The sequence below is a fragment of the Pseudoxanthomonas sp. YR558 genome, assembly GCF_900116385.1.
GTDB lineage: Bacteria > Pseudomonadota > Gammaproteobacteria > Xanthomonadales > Xanthomonadaceae > Pseudoxanthomonas_A.
In genome coordinates this window covers 1,384,992-1,404,646 of record NZ_FPCI01000001.1, presented here as the reverse complement: position 1 = coordinate 1,404,646, position 19,655 = coordinate 1,384,992, and the positions used below count along the sequence as shown (strand labels likewise).

Here is a 19,655-nt window from a genome sequence, read left to right as displayed (position 1 = left end):
GCGCGGCGGGTCAGCGCTGGCGGATCATGTCCGCCGCTTTCTCCGCGATCATGATGGTGGGCGCGTTGGTGTTGCCGCCGATCAGCGTGGGCATCACCGAGGCATCGATGACGCGCAGGCCTTCCAGGCCACGGACGCGTAGCGTGGGGTCCACCACCGCGTCCTCGTCCGTGCCCATCCTGCAACTGCCGACCGGGTGGTAGACCGTCTCCGCCTTGGCGCGGATGAAGGCCACCAGTTCGGCGTCGGAGAGGTCGCTGCGGGAGGGATGGATCGGTGCACCGCGATAGGCATCGAAAGCAGGTTGCGCGAACAGTTCGCGGGAGAGCTTCGCGCACTCGATCATCATCTTCAGGTCGAACCCTTCCGGGTCGCCCAGGTAGTTCGCTTCGATGCGCGCATCCGCACGCGGGTCCGCGCTGGCCAGCAGAATGCGGCCGCGGCTGCGGGGGCGCAGGAAGCAGGCATGCGCGGTGTAGCCATCGCCCTCGAGCCGGTGGCGGCCATGGTCGTCCAGCATGGCCGGCACGAAATGCATCTGGATGTCGGGCCGGTTGTCCGGCGCCAGCGGCGAACGGACGAACGCGCCGGCCTCGGCGATGTTGCTGCTGCCCGGGCCGCGATGCCCGCGCAGGAAATAATCGAACGCGGTCTTCAGCTCGCTGGTGCGGTCATAGGTCACGCGTTGTGTACTGTGCTGCAGCGTGCAGATGTCCAAATGGTCCTGCAGGTTCCGGCCCACGCCGGGCAGGGAATGCCGTGCGGTGATGCCATGCGACGCCAGGTGGTCGGCGGGGCCGACGCCGGACAGCATCAGCAATTGCGGCGAGTTGATCGCTCCGCCGCTCAGCAGCACTTCGCCTTCGCAGCGCACGACGACCTCGTGCCCGCCGCGGGCATACGCGACGCCGATCGCGCGTCCCTTCTCCAGCAACACGCGGCGGACGAGCGCGCCGGTGACGATGTCGAGGTTCTGTCGGTCGCGCGCCGGGTCCAGGTAAGCCACGGCCGAGGAACACCGTGCGCCGTTCTTCTGGGTGACCTGGTAGAGGCCGAACCCTTCCTGGGCCGGACCGTTGAAGTCGGCATTGCGCGCGTAGCCGGCCTGAGCACCGGCCTCGATGAAGGCGGCCGACAGCGGATTGGTGTAGCGCAGGTCGGAGACGTACAGCGGGCCGTCGGCGCCATGCAGTGCGTCGCCGCCGCGTCCGTTCCTTTCCGAGCGGCGGAAGTACGGCAGCACGCTGGCCCAATCCCAACCCTGCGCGCCGGCGTCGGACCAGTCGTCGTAATCCTGCGGCACGCCGCGGATGTAGCACATGGCATTGATCGAACTGGAGCCGCCCAGCACCTTGCCGCGCGGCCACCACAGACGGCGATTGTCCAGGTGCGGTTCGGGCGCGGTGTCGTAGCTCCAGTTCACGCCCTTCTGACCGACCAGCTTGGCCAGGCCGGCGGGCATGTGGATGAAGGGGTGCCAGTCGCGCGGGCCGGCTTCGAGCAACAGCACGCGGCAGGCGGGGTCTTCGCTCAGGCGGTGGGCCAGCACGCAGCCGGCGGAACCGGCGCCCACGATGATGTAGTCGTACACGTGCAACCCAATGGCGAAGACCGGCCGAACCTAGCGGCGGGGGATAGAGCAAATGCTCTGTCGCGCTGACTTCGCGCGGGGCCTTCGGCCGGCGTGGGGCCTGGATGGCGCGTCATCGGCAAAAACGCTGGCGATGTTGCAGTGCATCGGATACCTTGCGCGCCACAGGCGGGCCTTGCCCGCGCCGTTGACGCGATCGCAGGCCGCCGACCATGGACCCGTCTTCCTCCGCGACCACCCGGTTCGGCCGGTTCCGCACGGCGATGTCCGAATCGCCGCCGTTGCTATGGGCTTTCGTCTACTTCTTCTGCCTGCTGTCGGGCTATTACGTGCTGCGGCCGGTGCGCGAGGCGATGGCGGCGTCGAGCGATATCGAGGCCGTCTTCCCGCCCGCCCTGATCGCCTTCTTCGCAGACCGGGGCGTCGCGCTCGGCGAGTTCACCCTGCAGTTCATTTTCAGCGCCGTGTTCCTGATCATGCTGGTGCTGCAGCCGGTGTACGGATGGTTGGTCAGCCGCTTCCCGCGGCGGGTCTTCCTGCCGGTCATCTACGGCTTCTTCATCGCCACGCTGCTGGTGTTCTACGCGATGTTCGACAGCGGCATCGCGGGTCGCGGATTGGCCTTCATCCTGTGGATCACGGTGTTCAACCTGTTCGCCGTCGCCATCTTCTGGAGTTTCATGGCCGACGTGTTCACCAACGCCGAGGCGCGCAAGTTCTACGGCTACATCGGTGCGGCCGGCACGATGGGGGCGTTCCTGGGCCCCGTGCTGACCAAGACCCTGGTGGTGCGGGTGGGCATCCCCAACATGATGCTGGTGTCGGCCTTCCTGTTCTCGGTCTGCGTGTTCTGCATCGTCAAGCTCCGGACGTGGGCCGTCGCCCGCGAGGCGATGCGCAAGCAGGTCAGCGGCGAGATCCCCATGGGCGGCGAAGTGCTGGCGGGCTTGAAGCTCATCGCGCGCGAGCCGCTGCTGCGCTGGCTGGCGGCGATGGTGGTCATGGGGGTCGGCGTGGGCACGCTGCTCTACAACGAGCAGAACGCCATCGCCCGCACCATGTTCAGTTCGGCCGAGCAGCGCGCCGACTACTTCGCAACGCTCGATCTCGCAGTGAATTCGCTGACCCTCGTGGTGCAGCTGCTGCTGACGCGCTTCCTGCTGTCGCGCTTCGGCATCGCGCCGGCGCTGCTGATCCCCGGCTGCGCGATCATCATCGGGTTCTCGATCCTGGCGGCCTCGCCGCTGCCCATGATGATCGCCATCGTCCAGGTGGTCACCCGCGCCAGCGAGTTCTCGCTGGCCAAGCCGGCGCGCGAAACCATCTACACGCGGGTCGGCCGCGAGTGGCGCTACAAGGCGGGGGCGGCGATCGACACCGTCATCTATCGCGGCGGCGACCTGAGCTTCGTCTGGCTGCACAAGTTCCTGTCCGCGTTCGGTTCGAACGTCGTGTTCGGCGCCGGCCTGCTGGTCGCCAGCGCGATGACGTTCAGTGCGTGGCGGTTGTTGCGCGAAGAGTCCAGGTTGCCCTCGGAACGTGCGACGAGCGACACATCGCAGGCCGCGAAGGCCTCCTGACGTTGCTGCACTATGCCGCTATGCTGCCCGGTACATGACGGGAGGCCTGGATGGACGTGATCGCTGCGGTGTTGGTGGTGCTGGTGGCGGTGTTGCACGCTTGGTTCCTGGTGCTGGAAATGTTCCTCTGGACCAAGCCCGCCGGTCTGAAGACCTTCCGCAACACGCCGGAGAAGGCCGAGACCACCCGCGTGCTGGCGGCCAACCAAGGGCTCTACAACGGCTTCCTCGCCGCCGGCCTGCTGTGGGGGCTGTTCACCGCGCAATGGAACGTGGTGGTCTTCTTCCTGCTGTGCGTGGTCGTCGCGGCGCTCTACGGCGCATGGAGCGTCAGCCGACGCATCTTCTATGTGCAGGGCCTGCCCGCGATCGCGGCATTGGCGGCGGTGTTGTTCCTCTAGTCAGGGGTCCGGCGTTGTCCCGCGCTACGCTGAGGTTGCGCGATCAGCGCATCGACCACGCCAGCAACAACCCACCTGACGCGAACAGCACCAGCCACGACAGGTGACGGCCGCGGGTGACGATCAACGGCAGCAAGCCGGAGATCAACAGCGTGACGGCGAGGATGAGGGCGATGCGGCGTCCGTCGGCATCAGGCAGGCTCCCTATCTGCAGCACCACGGCCGCCAGTCCCCACGCGATCACCGTGGTCAGGTGCCAGGCGAAGCGCAGCGTCTGCGTGGTGAACGCGGTGCCTCCGAACAGCTTGGGCAAGTCGGGACGACGGAACAGGCGGATGAGCAGGTAGCGCTCGCCCAGCACCGAATGCGCCAGGCCGAGCAGGATCATCAGTGTGGCCGCGGCGACCAGCATGTCAGCCGTCCTTCTGCGGACGCGGCGACACCCACATGCCGATCCGCGCACGGAACACCGGTTCGCCCTGCGGATTGCTGACCACCACGTCCATCGGCAGGTCGTAACCCTCGGCCGATTCCCGCGGTTCGAACGCCGGCGTGGCGACCGCATGCATCGTGCCCACCGCCTTCTTCAGGTATTCGACGGTCATGCCCTTGGGGATCCAGCGCATCGAACGCGGGATGCTGACGTCGGTGGTGAGGCCACCGACGAATTCGGCCAGGTTGCACAGCGCGATCGCATGCACGGTACCCAGGTGGTTGGTGACCGAACGGCGATGGCGGATGGTCGCTTCGCCGCGGCCGGGCTCCAGCCGCACCATGCGTGGGCCGATGCTGCCGAAGTAGGGCGCCTTGAAGCAGATCAGGCGCGAGAACAGCCAATGGCCGAGGGGTTTGCGGCTCAGGCTGCGGTAGATCTTCAGGACGTCGGCGCTCATCGTGGGCTCCTGTCGCGACGACGGCGGGACATGCCCGCCGTCGTCGTGTCTTTCGTGGTGGCGTCAGGCCGCTTCGCGCGGTTGCCGTTGGGTCTGCGGCAGGTCGTAGTAGCTGGCGGCGCGCAGCTCGTGCACGTCGAAGTCGTCCACGGTGATCGTGTCCAGCGTGATCGCACGCAGTTCTTCCAGCTGCTTGCGCTCTTCCACGGTGATCCAGCCCTCGCGCACGCCTTCGTCCAGCTGCGCGCTGTAGTCCAGGGCTTCGATGTCCTTGGTCTTCAGTGCCTTCAGGAACTTGCGCTCCACCGGCTCGGCGGCGACGGCCGCGGCCAGGTAACTGTCGATGCGGCCACCGGGGTTGTTCTCGCACGGGGTCAGGAACACGCCCTGGCCCAAGCGATCGCGCGCTTCGTTCGGTGCCATCAGCAGCATGGCGACGCGATGGCTCAGGCGGTCGCCCGGGGCCACGGCACGGCGGCCGAACGGGAACACCACCGGCCACAGCAGCCAGCCCAGCGGCTTGATCGGGAAATTGCGCAGCGCCTGCGACAGCGCCAGTTCGATCTCGTACGCACTGTTGTGGAAGGCCCAGGCCAGCAGCGGCTTGTCGGCTTCCGGCGTGCCTTCGTCATGGTGGCGCTTCAGCACCGCGCCCATCATGTACAGGTGGCTGAGCACGTCGCCGAGGCGGCCGGACAGCGATTCCTTGAACTTCAACTTGCCGCCCAGCGCGCCCAGCGAGATGTCGGTGAGCAGCGCCAGGTTGGCCGCATAGCGGTCGAGCTTGCGGAAGAATTTCTTCGTGTACGCATCGCCGGGCGCCGCGCCGATCTTCGAACCGGTGACGCCGAACCAGAACGAACGCACGGCGTTGGAGATCGCGCCGCCGATGTGCGGGTATAGCGCGGCGTCCAGCGCGTTGATGCCGGCCTTGGTGTCCGGGTCGGTCGCCGCGCGCATCTCCTTCATGATGTACGGGTGGCACAGGATCGAGCCCTGGCCGAAGATCAGCAGGCTGCGCGTCATGATGTTCGCGCCTTCCACCGTGATCGCGATCGGCGAGGCCTGCCATGCGCGGCCGGCGAAGTTGCGCGGGCCGAGGATGATGCCCTTGCCGCCGACGATGTCCATCACGTCCTTGGCGATGTCGCGGCCCATGTTCGTGCAGTGGTACTTGGCGATGGCCGACGGCACCGACGGCACGTCGCCGCGGTCCACGGCGGCGGCGGTGGCCTGCGACAGCGCGCTGATCGCGTACGCCTTGCCGCCGATGCGGGCGAGGGCTTCTTCCACGCCCTCGAAGCGGCCGACCGACAGGCCGAACTGCTTGCGAATGCGCGCATACGCACCGGTGACGCGCGCGCCGGCCTTCGCCCCGCCGCTCGCGGTGGAGGGCAGGGTGATCGAACGGCCCACGGCCAGGCATTCGTTGAGCATGTTCCAGCCCTTGCCGGCCATCTCCACGCCGCCAATCAGCTGGCTCAACGGAATGAACACGTCCTTGCCGTGGATGGGGCCGTTCTGGAACGGCGAGTTCAGCGGGAAGTGGCGACGGCCCACGTCGACGCCGGGGGTGTCGCGCGGCAGCAGCGCCAGGGTGATGCCGATGTCGCGCGTATCGCCGAGCAGGCCATCCGGGTCGTACATGCGGAACGCCAGGCCGATGATCGTGGCGACAGGCGCGAGGGTGATGTAGCGCTTGTCGAAGGTCAGGCGCAGGCCCAGTACGTTCGCGCCGTTCCACTCGCCCTTGCAGACGATGCCGTAGTCGGGGATCGAGGTCGCGTCGGAACCGGCGAACGGACCGGTCAGGCCGAAGCAGGGCACTTCCTGGCCGATCGCCAGGCGCGGCAGGTAGTAGTCCTTCTGTTCCTGCGTGCCGTAGTGGTTGAGCAGTTCACCCGGGCCGAGCGAGTTGGGCACGCCGACGGTGGAGCTGACCACGCTGCTGACCGAAGCGATCTTCTGGATCACCTTGTGGTGCGCCAACGCAGAGAAGCCCAGGCCGCCGTACTGCTTCGGGATGATCATGCCGAAGAACTTGTTCTTCTTGATGTAGTCCCACAGCTCCGGCGGCAGGTCGGCGTGGATGTGAGTGATTTCCCAGTCGTTGGTCATCTTGCACAGCTCTTCCACCGGGCCGTCCAGGAAGGCCTGTTCTTCGGCGGTGAGCTGCGGCTTCGGGTAGGCCAGCAACTTGTTCCAGTCCGGGTCCCCGGTGAACAGGTCGCCTTCGAAACCGACCGAGCCGGTTTCCAGCGCGATGCGCTCGGTCTGCGACAGCGGCGGCAGCGCGCGGCGCAGGAAGCCCAGCGCGGGCGCGGTGATCAGCGGCTTGCGGATCGCCGGGATCAGCAGCGGCACCGCGATCGCCAGCACCACCAGCGCGGCGACCAGGGTCGCGGTGGGATTGGCGCCCAGCAGCCAGCACGCCACCAGCAGGCTGGCGGTAATGGCGGCCCAGTAGGCGAGCCGCAGCCGGTGGTAGGCGGCGAACGCGCCCGCCAGCAGGAACGCGAGGAAGGGGATGGCGATGCTCATGGGGTTGCTCCGGACACGGATTCGGTTACATCGGATTCGGCACTACCCGGCGCGGCCGCCAGGCCTGCCAGGTATTCCAGCACGGTGGCGGTAAATGCGTCGTTGTCGTCGCCGGCCACCATGTGGGTGGCCTGCGGCAGGTGCACGTGGCGCGCGTGCGGCACCAGCGCCTTGAATTCTTCGACGGTCTTCTCCGAGACCAGGTCGCTGCGCCCACCGCTGATCAGCAGCACCGGGCACTGCACGCGGCGCGCGGCCTCGGCGATGGCGTCCTGGTGCTGGGCGCTGTCGCGCGCGAGTTCGTCGACCAGGCGCGGGTCCCAGTGCCAGCGCCAGCGGCCGTCGTTGCCTTCGCGCAGCAGCTCGCGCAGGTCGTCGGGCGATTTCCGCGTGCGCCGCTGCGGCTGGTACGCGGCGATGGCATCGGCGGCCTGCTCGAGCGAGTCGAAGCCGTCGGGGAACGCGGTCATGAAGGCGAGGATGCGCTGCAGGCCGGCGTGTTCCCAGCGCGGGGTGATGTCCACCAGCACCATGGCGCGGAACAGGCCGGGCCAGCGCGACTCGGCGATCAGCCCAAACAGCCCGCCCATCGACGCGCCGACCAGTACCGGTGGTTCCGGCTGCTCGCCGGCCACCACGATCAGGTCGTCGGCGAACTGGTCGCCGGTGTAGGGCAGGTCGGCCGCGTTTCGATCCGACTCGCCGTGGCCGCGCGCGTCATACGCGAGCCCGCCATATCCCTGCGCCGCCATCAGTTCGCCAGTGCGATTCCACGCGCCGCGGGTCTGGCCGAAGCCATGCGCATAGATAAGTGCGGGGTGCCCCTGCAGCGCGCGCGGCGATGGGAAGCGGCGGATCGCCAATGCGACATCCCCTTGTCCGTTCAGCACGCGATCCGATCCCGCGCCGGTGACGCTGGAAGAGGCTGTGAAGACAGGAGAGGTGTGTGTCACCATACGGGCTAGTATGGGCTCTCGCATTTAGAGCAGTCAATCGGTTCGGGCATTCGGGTTTCACATGCAACCGATTGATTTGGCTTTATTTGTTGTGCGTCGCAGCATACATACCGCTACACACCGCGCCGTATGGTTAAATGCGGAACATGAACACACCCAGCCCCGACAGCTCCTCCTCCACGCCCACCCGCAACGCGCGCCTCAGCGCCGATGACTGGGCGCAGGCCGCCCTCGACCTGATCGCGGAGCAAGGCGTCTCGGCGGTGGCGGTGGAACCGCTGGCGCGCCGGCTCGGTGTCACCAAGGGCAGCTTCTACTGGCACTTCCCGTCACGCGATGCGCTGTTGCAGGCCGCGCTGGAACGCTGGGAAGCCGTGGAACAGGAAAGCATCTTCGGCAGCCTGGAGCAGGTCGCGGATCCCCGCGAACGCCTGCGCGCGCTGTTCCAGCTGGTCGGCCACGAAGTGAAGCCGCACATCATCTACAGCGAGTTGTTGAAGGCGCTGGACCACCCGTCCGTGCAGCCGGTCATCGACCGCATCTCACAGCGGCGCCTGGAATATCTGGTCGCGATGTTCCGCCAGGCAGGCCTGCAGCGCGGCGACGCCATGCACCGCGCGCGCCTGACCTATGCGGCCTATGTCGGCTTCCTGCAGCTGTCGCTGCAGTTGCAGCAGCCGCGCATGACCTCGGAAGAATTCGAGACCTACCTCGAACACGTCATCTCGACGTTGATCCCGACCTGATGCGTCGTAGGGCGGGCCTTGGCCCGCCGCGCACCGCCTTGTGAATGACGGATCGCGTCACGCCCCGCGTCAGTGGCTTGGCTCGAGGTTCTCGATGGTCTGCATGTGCGAAGACAGCAGGCCTAGATCAGCACGTACTTCCAGATCGTCGAACTGCGTGGTCGACGTCACGCGTACGGTCGCGTGCATGCGCGGTTCGGTATCCAGGTAGCAATCCTTGCATCGCTGGATCGTCAGGATCTTCAGCGTGGATCCCGCTGGAAAGCGCGTCCTGGAGATCACCTCGGGGCCATCGAATCCCGGCGGCTGGACGATCTTGTAGATGCTGGGCGAAGAACCGTAGTTCCGGTCCATGCTTACCCGATACACCGTCATGTCCGATGTGGTGCGGTATTCGGTCCCGACATACATCGAGTACTTCGGATCATTGCTGACGTCTTCGTAGCTGACCATGTAGCAGCCTGCCAACAAGCACGTTGCCAGTAAGGCAATGAATCGAATTCTCATGGATACCCTGTAGTCGTAGCGTTCGGGACAGTGCGTCGCGCCGGCGACGCACGTCATGTCGATGGTGGGCCAAGGCCCACCCTACGAAGTGGCAGGCGCCGCGCGTTTCAGTTCCGACAGCCGCACGATCACATACGCCAGCAGCGCTACGGCGAAGAACGCCAGCAGCATCCAGGCGATGCCCTGCAGCGTTTCGATCACCGTGCGGTAGACCTCCAGCACCCAGCGTTCGGTCGTCAGCGCGATGATCCGCGCCTTGTCCTTGTCCATCCACTGCGGCGCGGTGATGTAGCGCTCCAGTTCGTGGATGCGCACGCCGGACGAGACGCCGACCACCAGCGTGGCGAACTGCATGTAGCGCAGCCACGCCTTGCTGATGTCGTCGGCGATGATGCGGGTGAGGATGCGCTCGATCGGTTTGGAGAACATCCACGTGACGCCCCAGGCGACCGCGGCGGACAGCAACAGGGTGACGGCGAGCAGGGTCAGGAACATGTCGGTCTTCTCGTGGAAGGGGTTACGCCGGCCCCATCGCCGCCTGCCGCACGCCGCTCCGCCATTCGCGTTGCTCGCGCACGTAGCCGCTGCGCTCCAGCCAGCGGAAGATCGAGCGCACGGTGACGACGGGATAGTCGCCAGACAGGCGCGTGCCGACGGAGTGATCGGTGAAGTCGGTGTTGGCGGAGAACAACCCGCCCAGTACGCGCTTGGAATAGGCGATATGCACCGTGTCCGGCACGAAGCCGTCGCCGCGGGCGAAGGCGTAGGCATTGCGGCGGTCGTAGATGCCGCGGTCGGCGAGCGCGGCGGCCATCACTTCCACGATCCATGCGGTGGAGTTCTGGTAGTCCTCGCTGCCGGGTCGCGCGATCAGGTTGTAGCGCGGGTGGTGCAGGCTGTGGCGTGGCATCTGCTGCAGCCGCGTGGCCAGGCGGTCGGCGACCTCGGGCGTGAACCAGACGATGCGCAGGTCCTGGTTCACCAGGTCGTCGGCGAAGAAGTTCACCAACCCCTGCGCATACAGGCCCGAGCGATCGCTGCCGCATTCGTTGAGCAGGTGCACCACCGTCCACCGGCCTTCGGCGTGGTCGCGCACCGCGAAACCGGCGTGGCTGTAGACCAGGCCCTGCTTCGACAGGTCGGTGCCGACGCGTGCGATCAGCGCGACCGGCGCATCCACCTCGTCGAGTTGCCGCGCCGCCAGCAACGCGGTGCGCGCGGCGTCCGCCACCTTGTGCGGCGGCATCTCCAGTTGCTTGCAGGCATCGCCCGCGCGTACCGTCCCTGGCAGCGCGAGGACGAAGGCGAAGAGGCATGTCGCAAACGCGCGCATCACGCGATCATCCGCCGTAGCGATGGCTGTGGATGTGCGGGCGCGCGGCGTCGTTGGCGATGAAGCACAGCGCCTCGCCGGCCGCGCTGAGAATCCATCCCGTGGCCACCACGGCGACGCTGATCGCCGTGCCCACCGCGATGCCCAAACGCCGGATCGCCTCCACACTCAGGTAGACCACGAACGACGCGCCGGCCACCACGCCCGCCGCCGCAACCGACACCGTCACCGCCACGCTGCCGGCCACCACCGCCACACCGGTGACCACCGCGGAGGCGCCGTGGCCGAGCGCGTGGATCACCGCCACCGGCACTTCGATCGAGGCCTCCAGGCTGGCTTGCGACATCCGGCTGGCGCCGTCGGATTGCGGGGCCGCGTGGGCGGGGAGGGTCATGCCACCGGACAGGGCGGTGGCCAGGGCGAGGGTCAGCGAGCGGGCGATCAGGCGGGGCATGCAGGGTCCTCCGGGGTGCCGCAGCCTTGCTCCCGGCCGGCGCACGGTTCAACCGGCATCGACGAGGTAAGCTCCCACGCATCACCCGGTATAGGAATGCGCTACCGATGGCCGTCTCGGTGGACCTAATTGATGCACTGAAGCGTTGCCTGCGCGCGCAGAACCTGACCTATCGGGAGCTGGCCGTCCGCATCCGGATGAGCGAAGCGGCGGTCAAGCGCATGTTCTCGCGGCGGGCGATGAGCCTGCAGCGGCTGGAGCAGATCTGCGAGGTGCTCGACGTCGGCCTGGCCGAGCTCAGCGCCGAAGCCTCGCGCGGGCGCAAAGCGATGGCCTTGCTGAGCGAAGCGCAGGAGCAGGCGCTGGTTGACGAGCCCACCCTGCTGCTCGCCCTGTTCCTCACCCTCAACCGCTGGCGCGAGGATGACGTGATGGGCCACTTCGGCTTCACCCCGGCGCAGTGGACCGGATTGCTGGTGAAGCTGGACCGGCTGGGCATCATCGAGCTGATGCCGGGCAACCGCGGCCGCGCGCTGACCGCGCGCAACTTCCGCTGGCGCGCGGACGGGCCGATGGAGCGCTACTTCCGCCACACCTTGCTGTCGGATTACTTCGCCGACGCCTTCGACGGCGAGCAGGACGCGCTGCTGCTGCTCAGCGGCAGCCTGAGCATCGACGGCGTGAAGCAACTGCGCCAGCGGCTGGAAGAAGTGGCGCGCGAGTTCGACGCCCTGCTGGCCCGCGACGCCACCCTGCCGGCCGAAGACCGGGTGGGTGTCAGCCTGGTGCTGGCGCAGAAACCCTGGCTGCTGCAGCTGTTCAACCCGTACCGCCGTTCGCGCGAGGCCTGAGCGGCGCGGCGGAGATCGGGCTCCGAGGGCCGACCGTCGGGCTCGGAATGCCATCGATGGCCCTCTGAGCTCCATTGATGGCTTCCGGAAAGCGATCGATGGCATTCCGAGCGCGATCGATGGCTTCCGGAAAGCGATCGATGGCTTTCTGAGCCCGATCGATGGCCCTCCGAAAGCGATCGATGGCATTCCGAGCCCGATCGATGGCCCGCCGAAAGCGATCGATGGCATTCCGAGCCCCATCGATGGGGCTCCGAGCCCCAGCTCCCGCAATTCTCTTTCCTGCGTGAGATCGGCGCGTCCATCATCGGGCTGTGGTGACTCGCCGACCCCGTCCCGGCCATCGGCTGACCGTCCGCCGACCTCGCCCGCGTTCTCCTCGTCAGCGGGACAAGACATTGGTATCATTTTGGTCTGACTTTTCGAGGGTGGCGCATGAACGCAGCGGTCGATGTTTTCAAACGCAACGAATTTCCGGGCAGTTCGCTGGCCGCGTTGAACGCCTGGGTCGCCGAGGTCGCCGCGCTCACCCACCCCGACCACATTCACTGGTGCGATGGCAGCGATGCCGAGAACGCGCTGCTGACGAAGCAGATGCTGGCCGACGGCACCCTGCTGCCGTTGAACCCCGAAACCCACCCGCACAGCTGGCTGCACCGTTCCAGCCCGAGCGACGTGGCACGCGTCGAACACCTGACTTTCGTCTGCACCGCGCAGCCCGACGATGCCGGCCCCAACAACCACTGGATGGCTCCGGCCGAGGCGCACGCGAAGATGGACGCGCTGTTCGCCGGCTGCATGCGCGGACGCACGCTGTACGTGATCCCGTACTGCATGGGCCCGATCGATTCGCCGCTCTCGCGCTGCGGTGTGGAGATCACCGATTCGCCGTACGTGGTGGCGAACATGCGCATCATGACCCGCATGGGCGCACCGGCGCTGGCGCGGATCGAGCGCGAAGGTGCGTTCGTGAAAGGCCTGCACTCCACCGGCGAACTCGACCCGGACCGCCGCTTCATCATGCATTTCCCCGACGAGCTGACCATCAAGAGCTTCGGCTCCGGCTATGGCGGCAACGCGCTGCTGGGCAAGAAGTGCCACGCCCTGCGCATCGCCTCGCACCAGGCGCGCCATGAAGGCTGGCTGGCCGAGCACATGCTGATCGTCGGCATCGAGAACCCGCAGGGCGAAACGCATTACATCGCCGCCGCGTTCCCGTCGGCGTGCGGCAAGACCAACCTGGCCATGCTGATTCCGCCGGAAGGCTATCGCCAGGCCGGCTGGAAGGTATGGACCGTCGGCGACGACATCTGCTGGATGCGCCCCGGTGCCGATGGCCGCCTGTATGCGATCAATCCGGAAGCCGGTTTCTTCGGCGTGGCGCCGGGCACCTCCGACAGTTCCAACCCGAACGCGCTGGCCACCATCAGCCACCACACCATCTTCACCAACGTCGCCGTCACCGACGAGCAGGAGCCGTGGTGGGAAGGCCTGGACACGCGCACGCCGGCGCTGGACTGGCAGGGCCGCAAGTTCGATCCGGCCAACGGCCCGGCCGCGCACCCCAACTCGCGCTTCACCGTGTCCGCACGCCAGTGCCCGAGCTACTCGACCAAGGCCGAGGATCCGCAGGGCGTGCCGATCAGCGCCATCGTCTTCGGCGGCCGCCGCGCCTCGCTGGTGCCGCTGGTGTTCGAAGCGCGCGACTGGACGCACGGCGTGCTGGTCGGCGCGGCGATGGGCTCGGAAACCACGGCCGCCGCGACCGGCGCGGTCGGCGTGATGCGCCGCGACCCGATGGCGATGAAGCCGTTCTGCGGCTACAACTTCGCCGACTACTTCGCCCACTGGCTGTCGTTCGACCAGGCCGGCGCGAAGCTGCCCAAGATTTTCCACGTGAACTGGTTCCGCAAGGGCGGCGACGGCAAGTTCCTGTGGCCCGGCTTCGGCGAAAACCTGCGCGTGCTGGAGTGGATGATCCAGCGCGTCGAGGGCAAGGCCGACGCGGTGGAAACCCCGATCGGCCACCTGCCGCGCGCCGAGGACCTGAACCTGGAAGGCGTGGCGCTGAGCGATGAAGCGCACGACCTGCTGTTCGGCTTCGACCGCGCCGGCTGGCAGGCGGAGTTCGCCGGCATCGGCGACTACCTCGAGGAATTCGGCGCCCGCACCCCGCAGGCGCTGAAGGACGAGCAGCAGCGCATCGCCGCCCGCCTGGCCCACTGATTCCCCGCCTCGCGCATCCTGTTGCCTGCGCAGCCCCGCGCGCGTCTCGGACGCCGCGGGGCTTTTTTATGCGCGCCCGCCCGGTGCGCGGGGTCTGGGATAATGGGCGGGTTCGCTCCCACCGAAGGCCGACATGACCCAGACCCTCCGCATCGCGATGGCGCAGTTCGATTTCCCGGTCGGCGCGGTCGCGCAGAACAGCGAGAGCATCCGCCGCATGATCGCCGAGGCGCGCGACGAGTACGGGGCCGACGTGGTGCTGTTCCCCGAGTTGGCGGTCAGTGGCTATCCGCCGGAAGACCTGCTGCTGCGGCCGCGCTTCCTGGCCGACTGCGAAACGGCGTTGCGGGAGATCGCCGCGACCACGCACGGCATCGTCGCCGTGGTGGGCTGGCCGCAGAGCGCGGGCAGCGTGGTGTACAACGCGGCCAGCGTGCTACGCGACGGCGCGGTCGAGGCCACCTACCGCAAGCGCGAACTGCCCAACTACGCGGTGTTCGACGAGCGCCGCTACTTCGACGTGGACCCGGATGGCGGCGCCTGTACCTTCGAGGTGAACGGCGTGTCGCTGGGCCTGGTGATCTGCGAAGACCTCTGGTTCCCCGAGCCGCTGGCCGACACCGCCGAGGCGGGCGCCGTGCTGACGCTGGTGCCCAATGCGTCGCCGTTCGACCGCGACAAGCATGCGCAGCGCGATGCGCTGATCGCCGAGCGCACGCGCGAGACCGGCATGGCGCTGGCGTACCTCAACGTGGTCGGCGGGCAGGATGCGGTGGTGTTCGACGGTGCCTCCGTGGTCGCCAACGGCGACGGCACCGTGCATCCGGCCGCGGCGGCCTTCACCGACCAGTGGCTGGTCGTCGACTTCGACGTGGCCACGCGTGCGTTCAGTCCGGTGGTGTGGATGGACGACGGCGACGAGAGCCGCGATGCGCTGGCGTGGCGCGCGATCGTGCGCGGCATCCGCGACTACTGCGGCAAGAACGGGTTCTCGAAGGTGTGGCTGGGCCTGTCCGGCGGCATCGATTCGGCCATCGTGCTGGCGCTGGCGGTGGACGCGCTGGGCGCGGAGAACGTCACCGCGGTGCGGTTGCCGTCGCGCTACACGGCCGGCCTGTCCAACGACCTGGCCGCTGAGCAATGCGCGGCGATGGGCGTGAGGCTGGAAGCGATCTCGATCGAAGCGCCGTTCAAGGGCTTCCTCGACGCGCTGGGCCCGATCTTCGGCGACAAGCCTGCCGACACCACCGAGGAGAACCTGCAGTCGCGCAGCAGGGGCGTGATCCTAATGGCGCTGAGCAACAAGTTCGGCGGCCTGCTGCTGACCACCGGCAACAAGAGCGAATACGCGGTGGGCTACGCGACGATCTACGGCGACATGTGCGGCGGCTATGCGCCGATCAAGGACCTGTACAAGACCGAGGTGTTCGCGCTGGCGCGCTGGCGCAACACGGTGGGCGGCGCACCGGTGATCCCGCCGGCCGTCATCGACCGTCCGCCGTCCGCGGAGCTGCGTGAAAACCAGAAGGACCAGGACTCGCTGCCGCCGTACGACGTGCTGGACGCGATCCTGTTCCGCTACGTGGACCTGGAGCAGTCGCGCGACGAGATCGTCGCCGCCGGCTTCGATGCCGCCACCGTGGACCGCATGCTGCGGCTGGTGCGCATCAACGAGTGGAAGCGCCACCAGGCCGCGCCCGGACCGAAGGTCTCGCGCCGCGCATTCGGCCGCGAGCGCCGCTATCCGATCACGAACAAGTACGCGCTGTAGCCGGACGCCGGTTCCGCAGGAAAAGAAAAAGGGCCTTGCGGCCCTTTTTCGTGCCCAACCGCGAGGCGGTCAGTCCTTGTTGCGCTTGTCGACGGTGTTGCTGGATTTCTCGCCGGCGAACGGATTCAGGCGGCGGACCATCCACGGGTACTTCGGGAAATCGCCGGTCAGCCACGGGTGCTGCGGGTCGTTGAGTTGCAGCACGCGCTTGGCGTCGGCGGCCAGCGCCTCATTGCCCAGTTGGGTATACGCCTCGGCCAGCACGGCGACGGCGTCGTTCTGGTAGGCGCTCTGCGGGTAGGTTTCCAGCAGGTACTTGGCACGGCTGGCGGCGGAGACCCAGGCGTCGCGGCGCAGGTAGTAGATGGCCGTGTCCAGCTCATGCAGGGCGAACTGATTGCGCAGCTCGACCATGCGGTTGCGCGCATCGGCAGCGTAGCGGCTGTTCGGGTAACGCTCGGCGACGGTATTGAAGTCGCTGTAACCCTGCATCGGCGTGGCCAGGTCGCGGCGGCTGGCGTCCAGGCGCCAGACCCTCTGCAGGAACACCGTGTCGCGGTTGGAGTTGGCCAGCCCGCGCAGGTAGTACATGTAGGGAATGTTGCGATGCGTGGGATAGGTGCGGATGAAGCGGTCGATCGTGGTGACCGTGTCGTCGAGCTTGCCGGACTTGTACTCGGCGTAGGCGGTTTCCATCAGCGCCTGCTCGGTGTATGGGCCATACGGGTATTGCGCGATCAACTGGCGGAAACGGACGACGCCGCGGTCCCAGTTGTTCACCTTCATGGCCTGGTGGGCTTCCTGGTACATCACCTCGACCGGCTGGTTCTCAGGTGCTTCCTTCTTCTTAAAGATCTTGCCGCAGCCGGTCCCGGTGAAGGCGATCACCAGCGCCAGCAGGGCGAGGCGGGCAGGTGCGGAGAGGCGGGCGGAGCGGGGAAGGGCACGCTGGGTCATGGGCTGGCGGCAGGCCGCGGCAGGGAAACAGGCCGTCGATGATAGCCTAGGCGCCGCCCTCGCCATGAACATTCGGCCAATAGGACCGAAGCCGAGGCTTCCCTGGACGCTCCCCCGCATGACCGACACCGACTCTCCCGACACCCCCGACTCCCCCCGCACGGCCATCGTGCCCGCCAGCGCCGCCGGCCGCCGCTTCGATGCTGCCCTGGCGGAACTGTTCCCCGAGTTTTCCCGTTCGCGCCTGACCGAGTGGATCAAGTCCGGCAATGCGCTGCTGGACGGCCAGGTCGTGCGCCCGCGCGACCCCGTGCGTGGCGGTGAAACCGCCAGCCTGGACGTGGTGCTGGATACCCAGACCCACGCCGAGCCGGAAGACATCCCGCTGGACATCCTGTACGAGGACGAGCACGTCTTCGTATTGGACAAGCCCGCCGGTCTGGTGGTGCACCCCGGTGCCGGCAATCCGAACGGCACGCTGGTCAACGCGCTGCTGTTCCGCGACCCCTCGCTGTCGGCGCTGCCGCGGGCGGGCATCGTGCACCGGCTCGACAAGGACACCTCCGGCGTCATGGTGGTGGCGCGCACCTTGCCGGCGCACACCTCGCTGGTGGCCCAGCTCGCCTCGCGCGACGTGCACCGCCAGTACCTCGCCATCGTGGTCGGCGCGATGGTCTCCGGCGGCACGGCCGATGCGCCGATCGACCGCCACCCGCGGGACCGCCTGAAGATGGCCGTGCGCGACGATGGCCGTGATGCCGTCACCCACTACCGCCTGCGCGAACGCTTCCGTGCGCACACCGCGCTGGAGTGCCGCCTGGAGACGGGCCGCACCCACCAGATCCGCGTGCACATGGCCCATATCAAGTACCCGATCGTCGGCGATCCGCTGTACGGCGGGCCGCTGCGCCTGCCGAAGGGTGCCAGCGAGGACCTGGTGGCGGTGCTGCGCGGCTTCCGCCGGCAGGCCCTGCACGCCGAGACGCTGGAGTTCGCCCATCCGATCAGCGGCGAACCGGTGCGCGTCACCGCGTCGGTGCCGGCCGACATGGTGGCCCTGCTGGCGGCGCTGCGCGCGGACACCCAGGCGCAACGCAAGTGAATCGCGCACCCGCCGTCGCGGCCGACTGGCCCGCACCGGCGGGGGTGCACGCCTTCACCACGCAGCGCCATGGCGCGGGCATGTCGCAGGCGCCGTTCGACCACTTCAACCTGGGCAACAAGTACGCGGCCGATGGCGATGACCCGGCGGTGGTGGCCCGCAACCGCGCGCAACTGGCCGAGCTGGCCGGGCTGCCTTCCGCGCCGCACTGGTTGAAGCAGGTGCATGGCACGGATGTCGTGCGCGTGGACGCGCCTGCCGACCCCGCCGCACCGGAGCCCGTCGCCGATGCGCTGGTGACCTCGGTGCCCGGCGTGGTGCTCGCCATCCTGACGGCCGATTGCCTGCCCGTGGTGTTCGCGGCGAAGGACGGCCGCGAGATCGCCGCCGCGCATGCAGGCTGGCCGGGCCTGTCCAAGGGCATGCTCGAAGCGACGCTCGCCGCGATGCGCACCCCGCCCGCGGACGTGATCGCATGGATTGGCCCGGCGGCCGGACCGCAGCGCTACGAAGTCGGCGAGAATGTCTTCGACGCCTTCGTCACCCAGGATGCCGACGCCGCGGCGGCATTCGCGCCCACGCGCCCCGGTCACTGGCTGGCCGATCTGCCCGCGCTCGCGCGCCGCCGCCTGGTCGCGCGCGGCCTGTCGGCCGATGACATCCACGGCGGTGATCTCTGCACGATCAGCGAACCGGACCGCTTCTTCTCCCACCGCCGCGACGGCCGCAGTGGCCGTATCGCCACCCTGGCGTGGATGCAGCCGTAAGCCCGCTGTTCGCGGCATTGCTGGGGCCGGCGTTCGCTGCGCTGCCGGCGTCCGTGCGCGCACTGCACGCGGCACAGGGCCTGCAGCGCCTCGCAGGCGAGGTGCGGGTCGAACGCGGATCCGGCGTGCTGTCCCGACTCATTGCCGCTGCCACGCACCTGCCACCCGCGGGCGCTGGCCCGTTGTGCGTCGAGATCGACGCGTCGCCCGGCCACGAACGCTGGACCCGCTTCATCGGCGGGCGCGCCATGCCGTCGCGGCTGTGGCGCGACGGTGACGTGCTGTGCGAGCGGTTGGGCCTGGCGACGTTCGGCTTCGCGCTCGAGGCCGTGGACGGTGCCATCGCGTGGCGGATCGTGCGGGTCCGCGTGTTGGGCGTGTCGTTGCCGGCGCGCTGGTTTGACGGTGTGGGCGCGCGCGAATCGGCCGAGGACGCGCGCTACCGGTTCGACGTCTGGGCGTCGTTGCCGCTTGCCGGTTTGCTGGTGCACTACCGCGGGTGGCTCGATGTCGGGTGAGCGCCGCACCGATGATGGCCCGGTCATCGTCTTCGATGGCGTCTGCGTGCTGTGCAACGGCTGGGTGCGCTTCCTGCTGAAGCACGATCGCGTCGGGCGTTACCGGTTCGCCGCGATGCAGACCGACGCGGGTCGCGCGCTGCTGGCGATGCATGGTCTCGATCCCGACGATCCGGCATCGTTCCTGCTGGTGGACGGCGCGCAGGCATGGACCGACAGCGACGCGATCCGTCGCGTGCTGATGGGATTGGGCGGCGCGTGGCGGCTGGCGGGCGCGATGGCGGTGGTGCCGCGCGTCGTGCGCGATCCGCTGTACCGCTGGGTGGCGCGGAACCGGTATGGCTGGTTCGGAAGGACGACGTGCCATGTGCCGACCGACGAGGAGCGTGCACGCTTCCTGTAGGAGCGACGTGAGTCGCGACCGTTGTATGGGATGGCCCGTTGCGTCACGCGAGGGTCTT

At 68.0% G+C, this 19,655-nt stretch carries 20 protein-coding genes; 10 read left to right on the top strand and 10 right to left on the bottom strand.

Annotated features, from left to right (window positions below; genetic code table 11):
- Positions 1-10: 10 nt before the first annotated feature.
- Positions 11-1,591 (bottom strand): GMC family oxidoreductase, encoded by a 1,581-nt coding sequence (locus BM365_RS06770; RefSeq protein ID WP_093487720.1) that lies wholly within the window; start codon positions 1,589-1,591, stop codon positions 11-13.
- A 212-nt stretch (positions 1,592-1,803) separates the two neighbouring features.
- Between BM365_RS06770 and BM365_RS06765 the strand changes: the two genes are divergently transcribed.
- Positions 1,804-3,171 carry an NTP/NDP exchange transporter gene (locus BM365_RS06765; RefSeq protein WP_093487718.1) on the top strand — a complete coding sequence of 456 codons (1,368 nt, stop codon included), beginning with the start codon at positions 1,804-1,806 and terminating at the stop codon, positions 3,169-3,171.
- A gap of 50 nt (positions 3,172-3,221) precedes the next feature.
- A complete protein-coding gene (locus BM365_RS06760) occupies positions 3,222-3,572 on the top strand; it encodes a DUF1304 domain-containing protein (RefSeq protein ID WP_093487716.1) in 351 nt (116 codons plus the stop codon).
- Positions 3,573-3,615: 43 nt separating this feature from the next.
- Here BM365_RS06760 and BM365_RS06755 read toward each other — a convergent pair whose 3' ends face one another.
- From BM365_RS06755 to BM365_RS06740, 4 genes are all read right to left on the bottom strand, one after another.
- A complete protein-coding gene (locus BM365_RS06755; protein ID WP_093487714.1) occupies positions 3,616-3,984 on the bottom strand; it encodes a hypothetical protein in 369 nt (122 codons plus the stop codon).
- 1 nt (position 3,985) lies between these two features.
- A complete protein-coding gene (locus BM365_RS06750; RefSeq protein ID WP_093487712.1) occupies positions 3,986-4,465 on the bottom strand; it encodes a hotdog fold domain-containing protein in 480 nt (159 codons plus the stop codon).
- A 63-nt stretch (positions 4,466-4,528) separates the two neighbouring features.
- Positions 4,529-7,006, bottom strand: coding sequence for an acyl-CoA dehydrogenase (locus BM365_RS06745; protein WP_093487710.1), 2,478 nt, complete (start codon positions 7,004-7,006; stop codon positions 4,529-4,531).
- Positions 7,003-7,962 (bottom strand): alpha/beta fold hydrolase, encoded by a 960-nt coding sequence (locus BM365_RS06740; RefSeq protein ID WP_093487708.1) that lies wholly within the window; start codon positions 7,960-7,962, stop codon positions 7,003-7,005. Before BM365_RS06740 ends, BM365_RS06745 begins: the two co-directional genes overlap by 4 nt.
- Before the next feature lie 137 nt (positions 7,963-8,099).
- On the opposite strand from BM365_RS06740, the gene BM365_RS06735 reads away from it, so the two are divergent.
- The gene (locus BM365_RS06735; protein WP_093487706.1) at positions 8,100-8,708 is read left to right on the top strand and encodes a TetR/AcrR family transcriptional regulator; all 609 of its coding nucleotides are present in this window, start codon (positions 8,100-8,102) and stop codon (positions 8,706-8,708) included.
- 69 nt (positions 8,709-8,777) lie between these two features.
- On the opposite strand, the gene BM365_RS06730 is transcribed toward BM365_RS06735, so the two are convergent.
- From BM365_RS06730 to BM365_RS06715, 4 genes are all read right to left on the bottom strand, one after another.
- Positions 8,778-9,161 carry a hypothetical protein gene (locus BM365_RS06730; protein WP_093487704.1) on the bottom strand — a complete coding sequence of 128 codons (384 nt, stop codon included), beginning with the start codon at positions 9,159-9,161 and terminating at the stop codon, positions 8,778-8,780.
- 135 nt (positions 9,162-9,296) lie between these two features.
- Positions 9,297-9,710 (bottom strand): hypothetical protein, encoded by a 414-nt coding sequence (locus tag BM365_RS06725; protein WP_093487702.1) that lies wholly within the window; start codon positions 9,708-9,710, stop codon positions 9,297-9,299.
- Between the two features lie 22 nt (positions 9,711-9,732).
- Entirely contained in the window at positions 9,733-10,548 is an 816-nt protein-coding gene (locus BM365_RS06720; protein WP_093487700.1) for a DUF2145 domain-containing protein, read from the bottom strand.
- A 7-nt stretch (positions 10,549-10,555) separates the two neighbouring features.
- Positions 10,556-11,002, bottom strand: a complete 447-nt coding sequence (locus BM365_RS06715; protein WP_093487698.1) for a hypothetical protein — start codon at positions 11,000-11,002, stop codon at positions 10,556-10,558.
- A 107-nt stretch (positions 11,003-11,109) separates the two neighbouring features.
- Here BM365_RS06715 and BM365_RS06710 point away from each other — a divergent pair, with 107 nt between their 5' ends.
- From BM365_RS06710 to BM365_RS06700, 3 genes are all read left to right on the top strand, one after another.
- Entirely contained in the window at positions 11,110-11,853 is a 744-nt protein-coding gene (locus BM365_RS06710) for a helix-turn-helix domain-containing protein (RefSeq protein ID WP_093487696.1), read from the top strand.
- Between the two features lie 435 nt (positions 11,854-12,288).
- Complete coding sequence (locus BM365_RS06705; protein WP_093487694.1) at positions 12,289-14,079, top strand: phosphoenolpyruvate carboxykinase (GTP); 1,791 nt, start codon at positions 12,289-12,291, stop codon at positions 14,077-14,079.
- 133 nt (positions 14,080-14,212) lie between these two features.
- Positions 14,213-15,850: an NAD+ synthase gene (locus tag BM365_RS06700; protein WP_056879630.1), complete on the top strand. Its 1,638-nt coding sequence runs from the start codon at positions 14,213-14,215 to the stop codon at positions 15,848-15,850.
- A gap of 69 nt (positions 15,851-15,919) precedes the next feature.
- Here the strand turns inward: BM365_RS06700 and BM365_RS06695 are convergent, their stop codons facing one another.
- Positions 15,920-16,807 carry an outer membrane protein assembly factor BamD gene (locus BM365_RS06695; RefSeq protein ID WP_093487692.1) on the bottom strand — a complete coding sequence of 296 codons (888 nt, stop codon included), beginning with the start codon at positions 16,805-16,807 and terminating at the stop codon, positions 15,920-15,922.
- A 118-nt stretch (positions 16,808-16,925) separates the two neighbouring features.
- Between BM365_RS06695 and rluD the strand changes: the two genes are divergently transcribed.
- The 4 genes from rluD to BM365_RS06675 are packed head-to-tail and all read left to right on the top strand — an operon-like array spanning position 16,926 to position 19,597.
- Positions 16,926-17,909 carry a 23S rRNA pseudouridine(1911/1915/1917) synthase RluD gene (gene rluD / locus BM365_RS06690; RefSeq protein WP_093487690.1) on the top strand — a complete coding sequence of 328 codons (984 nt, stop codon included), beginning with the start codon at positions 16,926-16,928 and terminating at the stop codon, positions 17,907-17,909.
- Entirely contained in the window at positions 17,906-18,676 is a 771-nt protein-coding gene (gene pgeF / locus BM365_RS06685; protein ID WP_093487688.1) for a peptidoglycan editing factor PgeF, read from the top strand. Before rluD ends, pgeF begins: the two co-directional genes overlap by 4 nt.
- Positions 18,661-19,194: a DUF4166 domain-containing protein gene (locus tag BM365_RS06680; protein ID WP_158253440.1), complete on the top strand. Its 534-nt coding sequence runs from the start codon at positions 18,661-18,663 to the stop codon at positions 19,192-19,194. The genes pgeF and BM365_RS06680 overlap by 16 nt, the downstream gene beginning before the upstream one ends.
- Complete coding sequence (locus tag BM365_RS06675) at positions 19,184-19,597, top strand: thiol-disulfide oxidoreductase DCC family protein (protein ID WP_093487684.1); 414 nt, start codon at positions 19,184-19,186, stop codon at positions 19,595-19,597. The genes BM365_RS06680 and BM365_RS06675 overlap by 11 nt, the downstream gene beginning before the upstream one ends.
- Positions 19,598-19,655 lie beyond the last annotated feature (58 nt).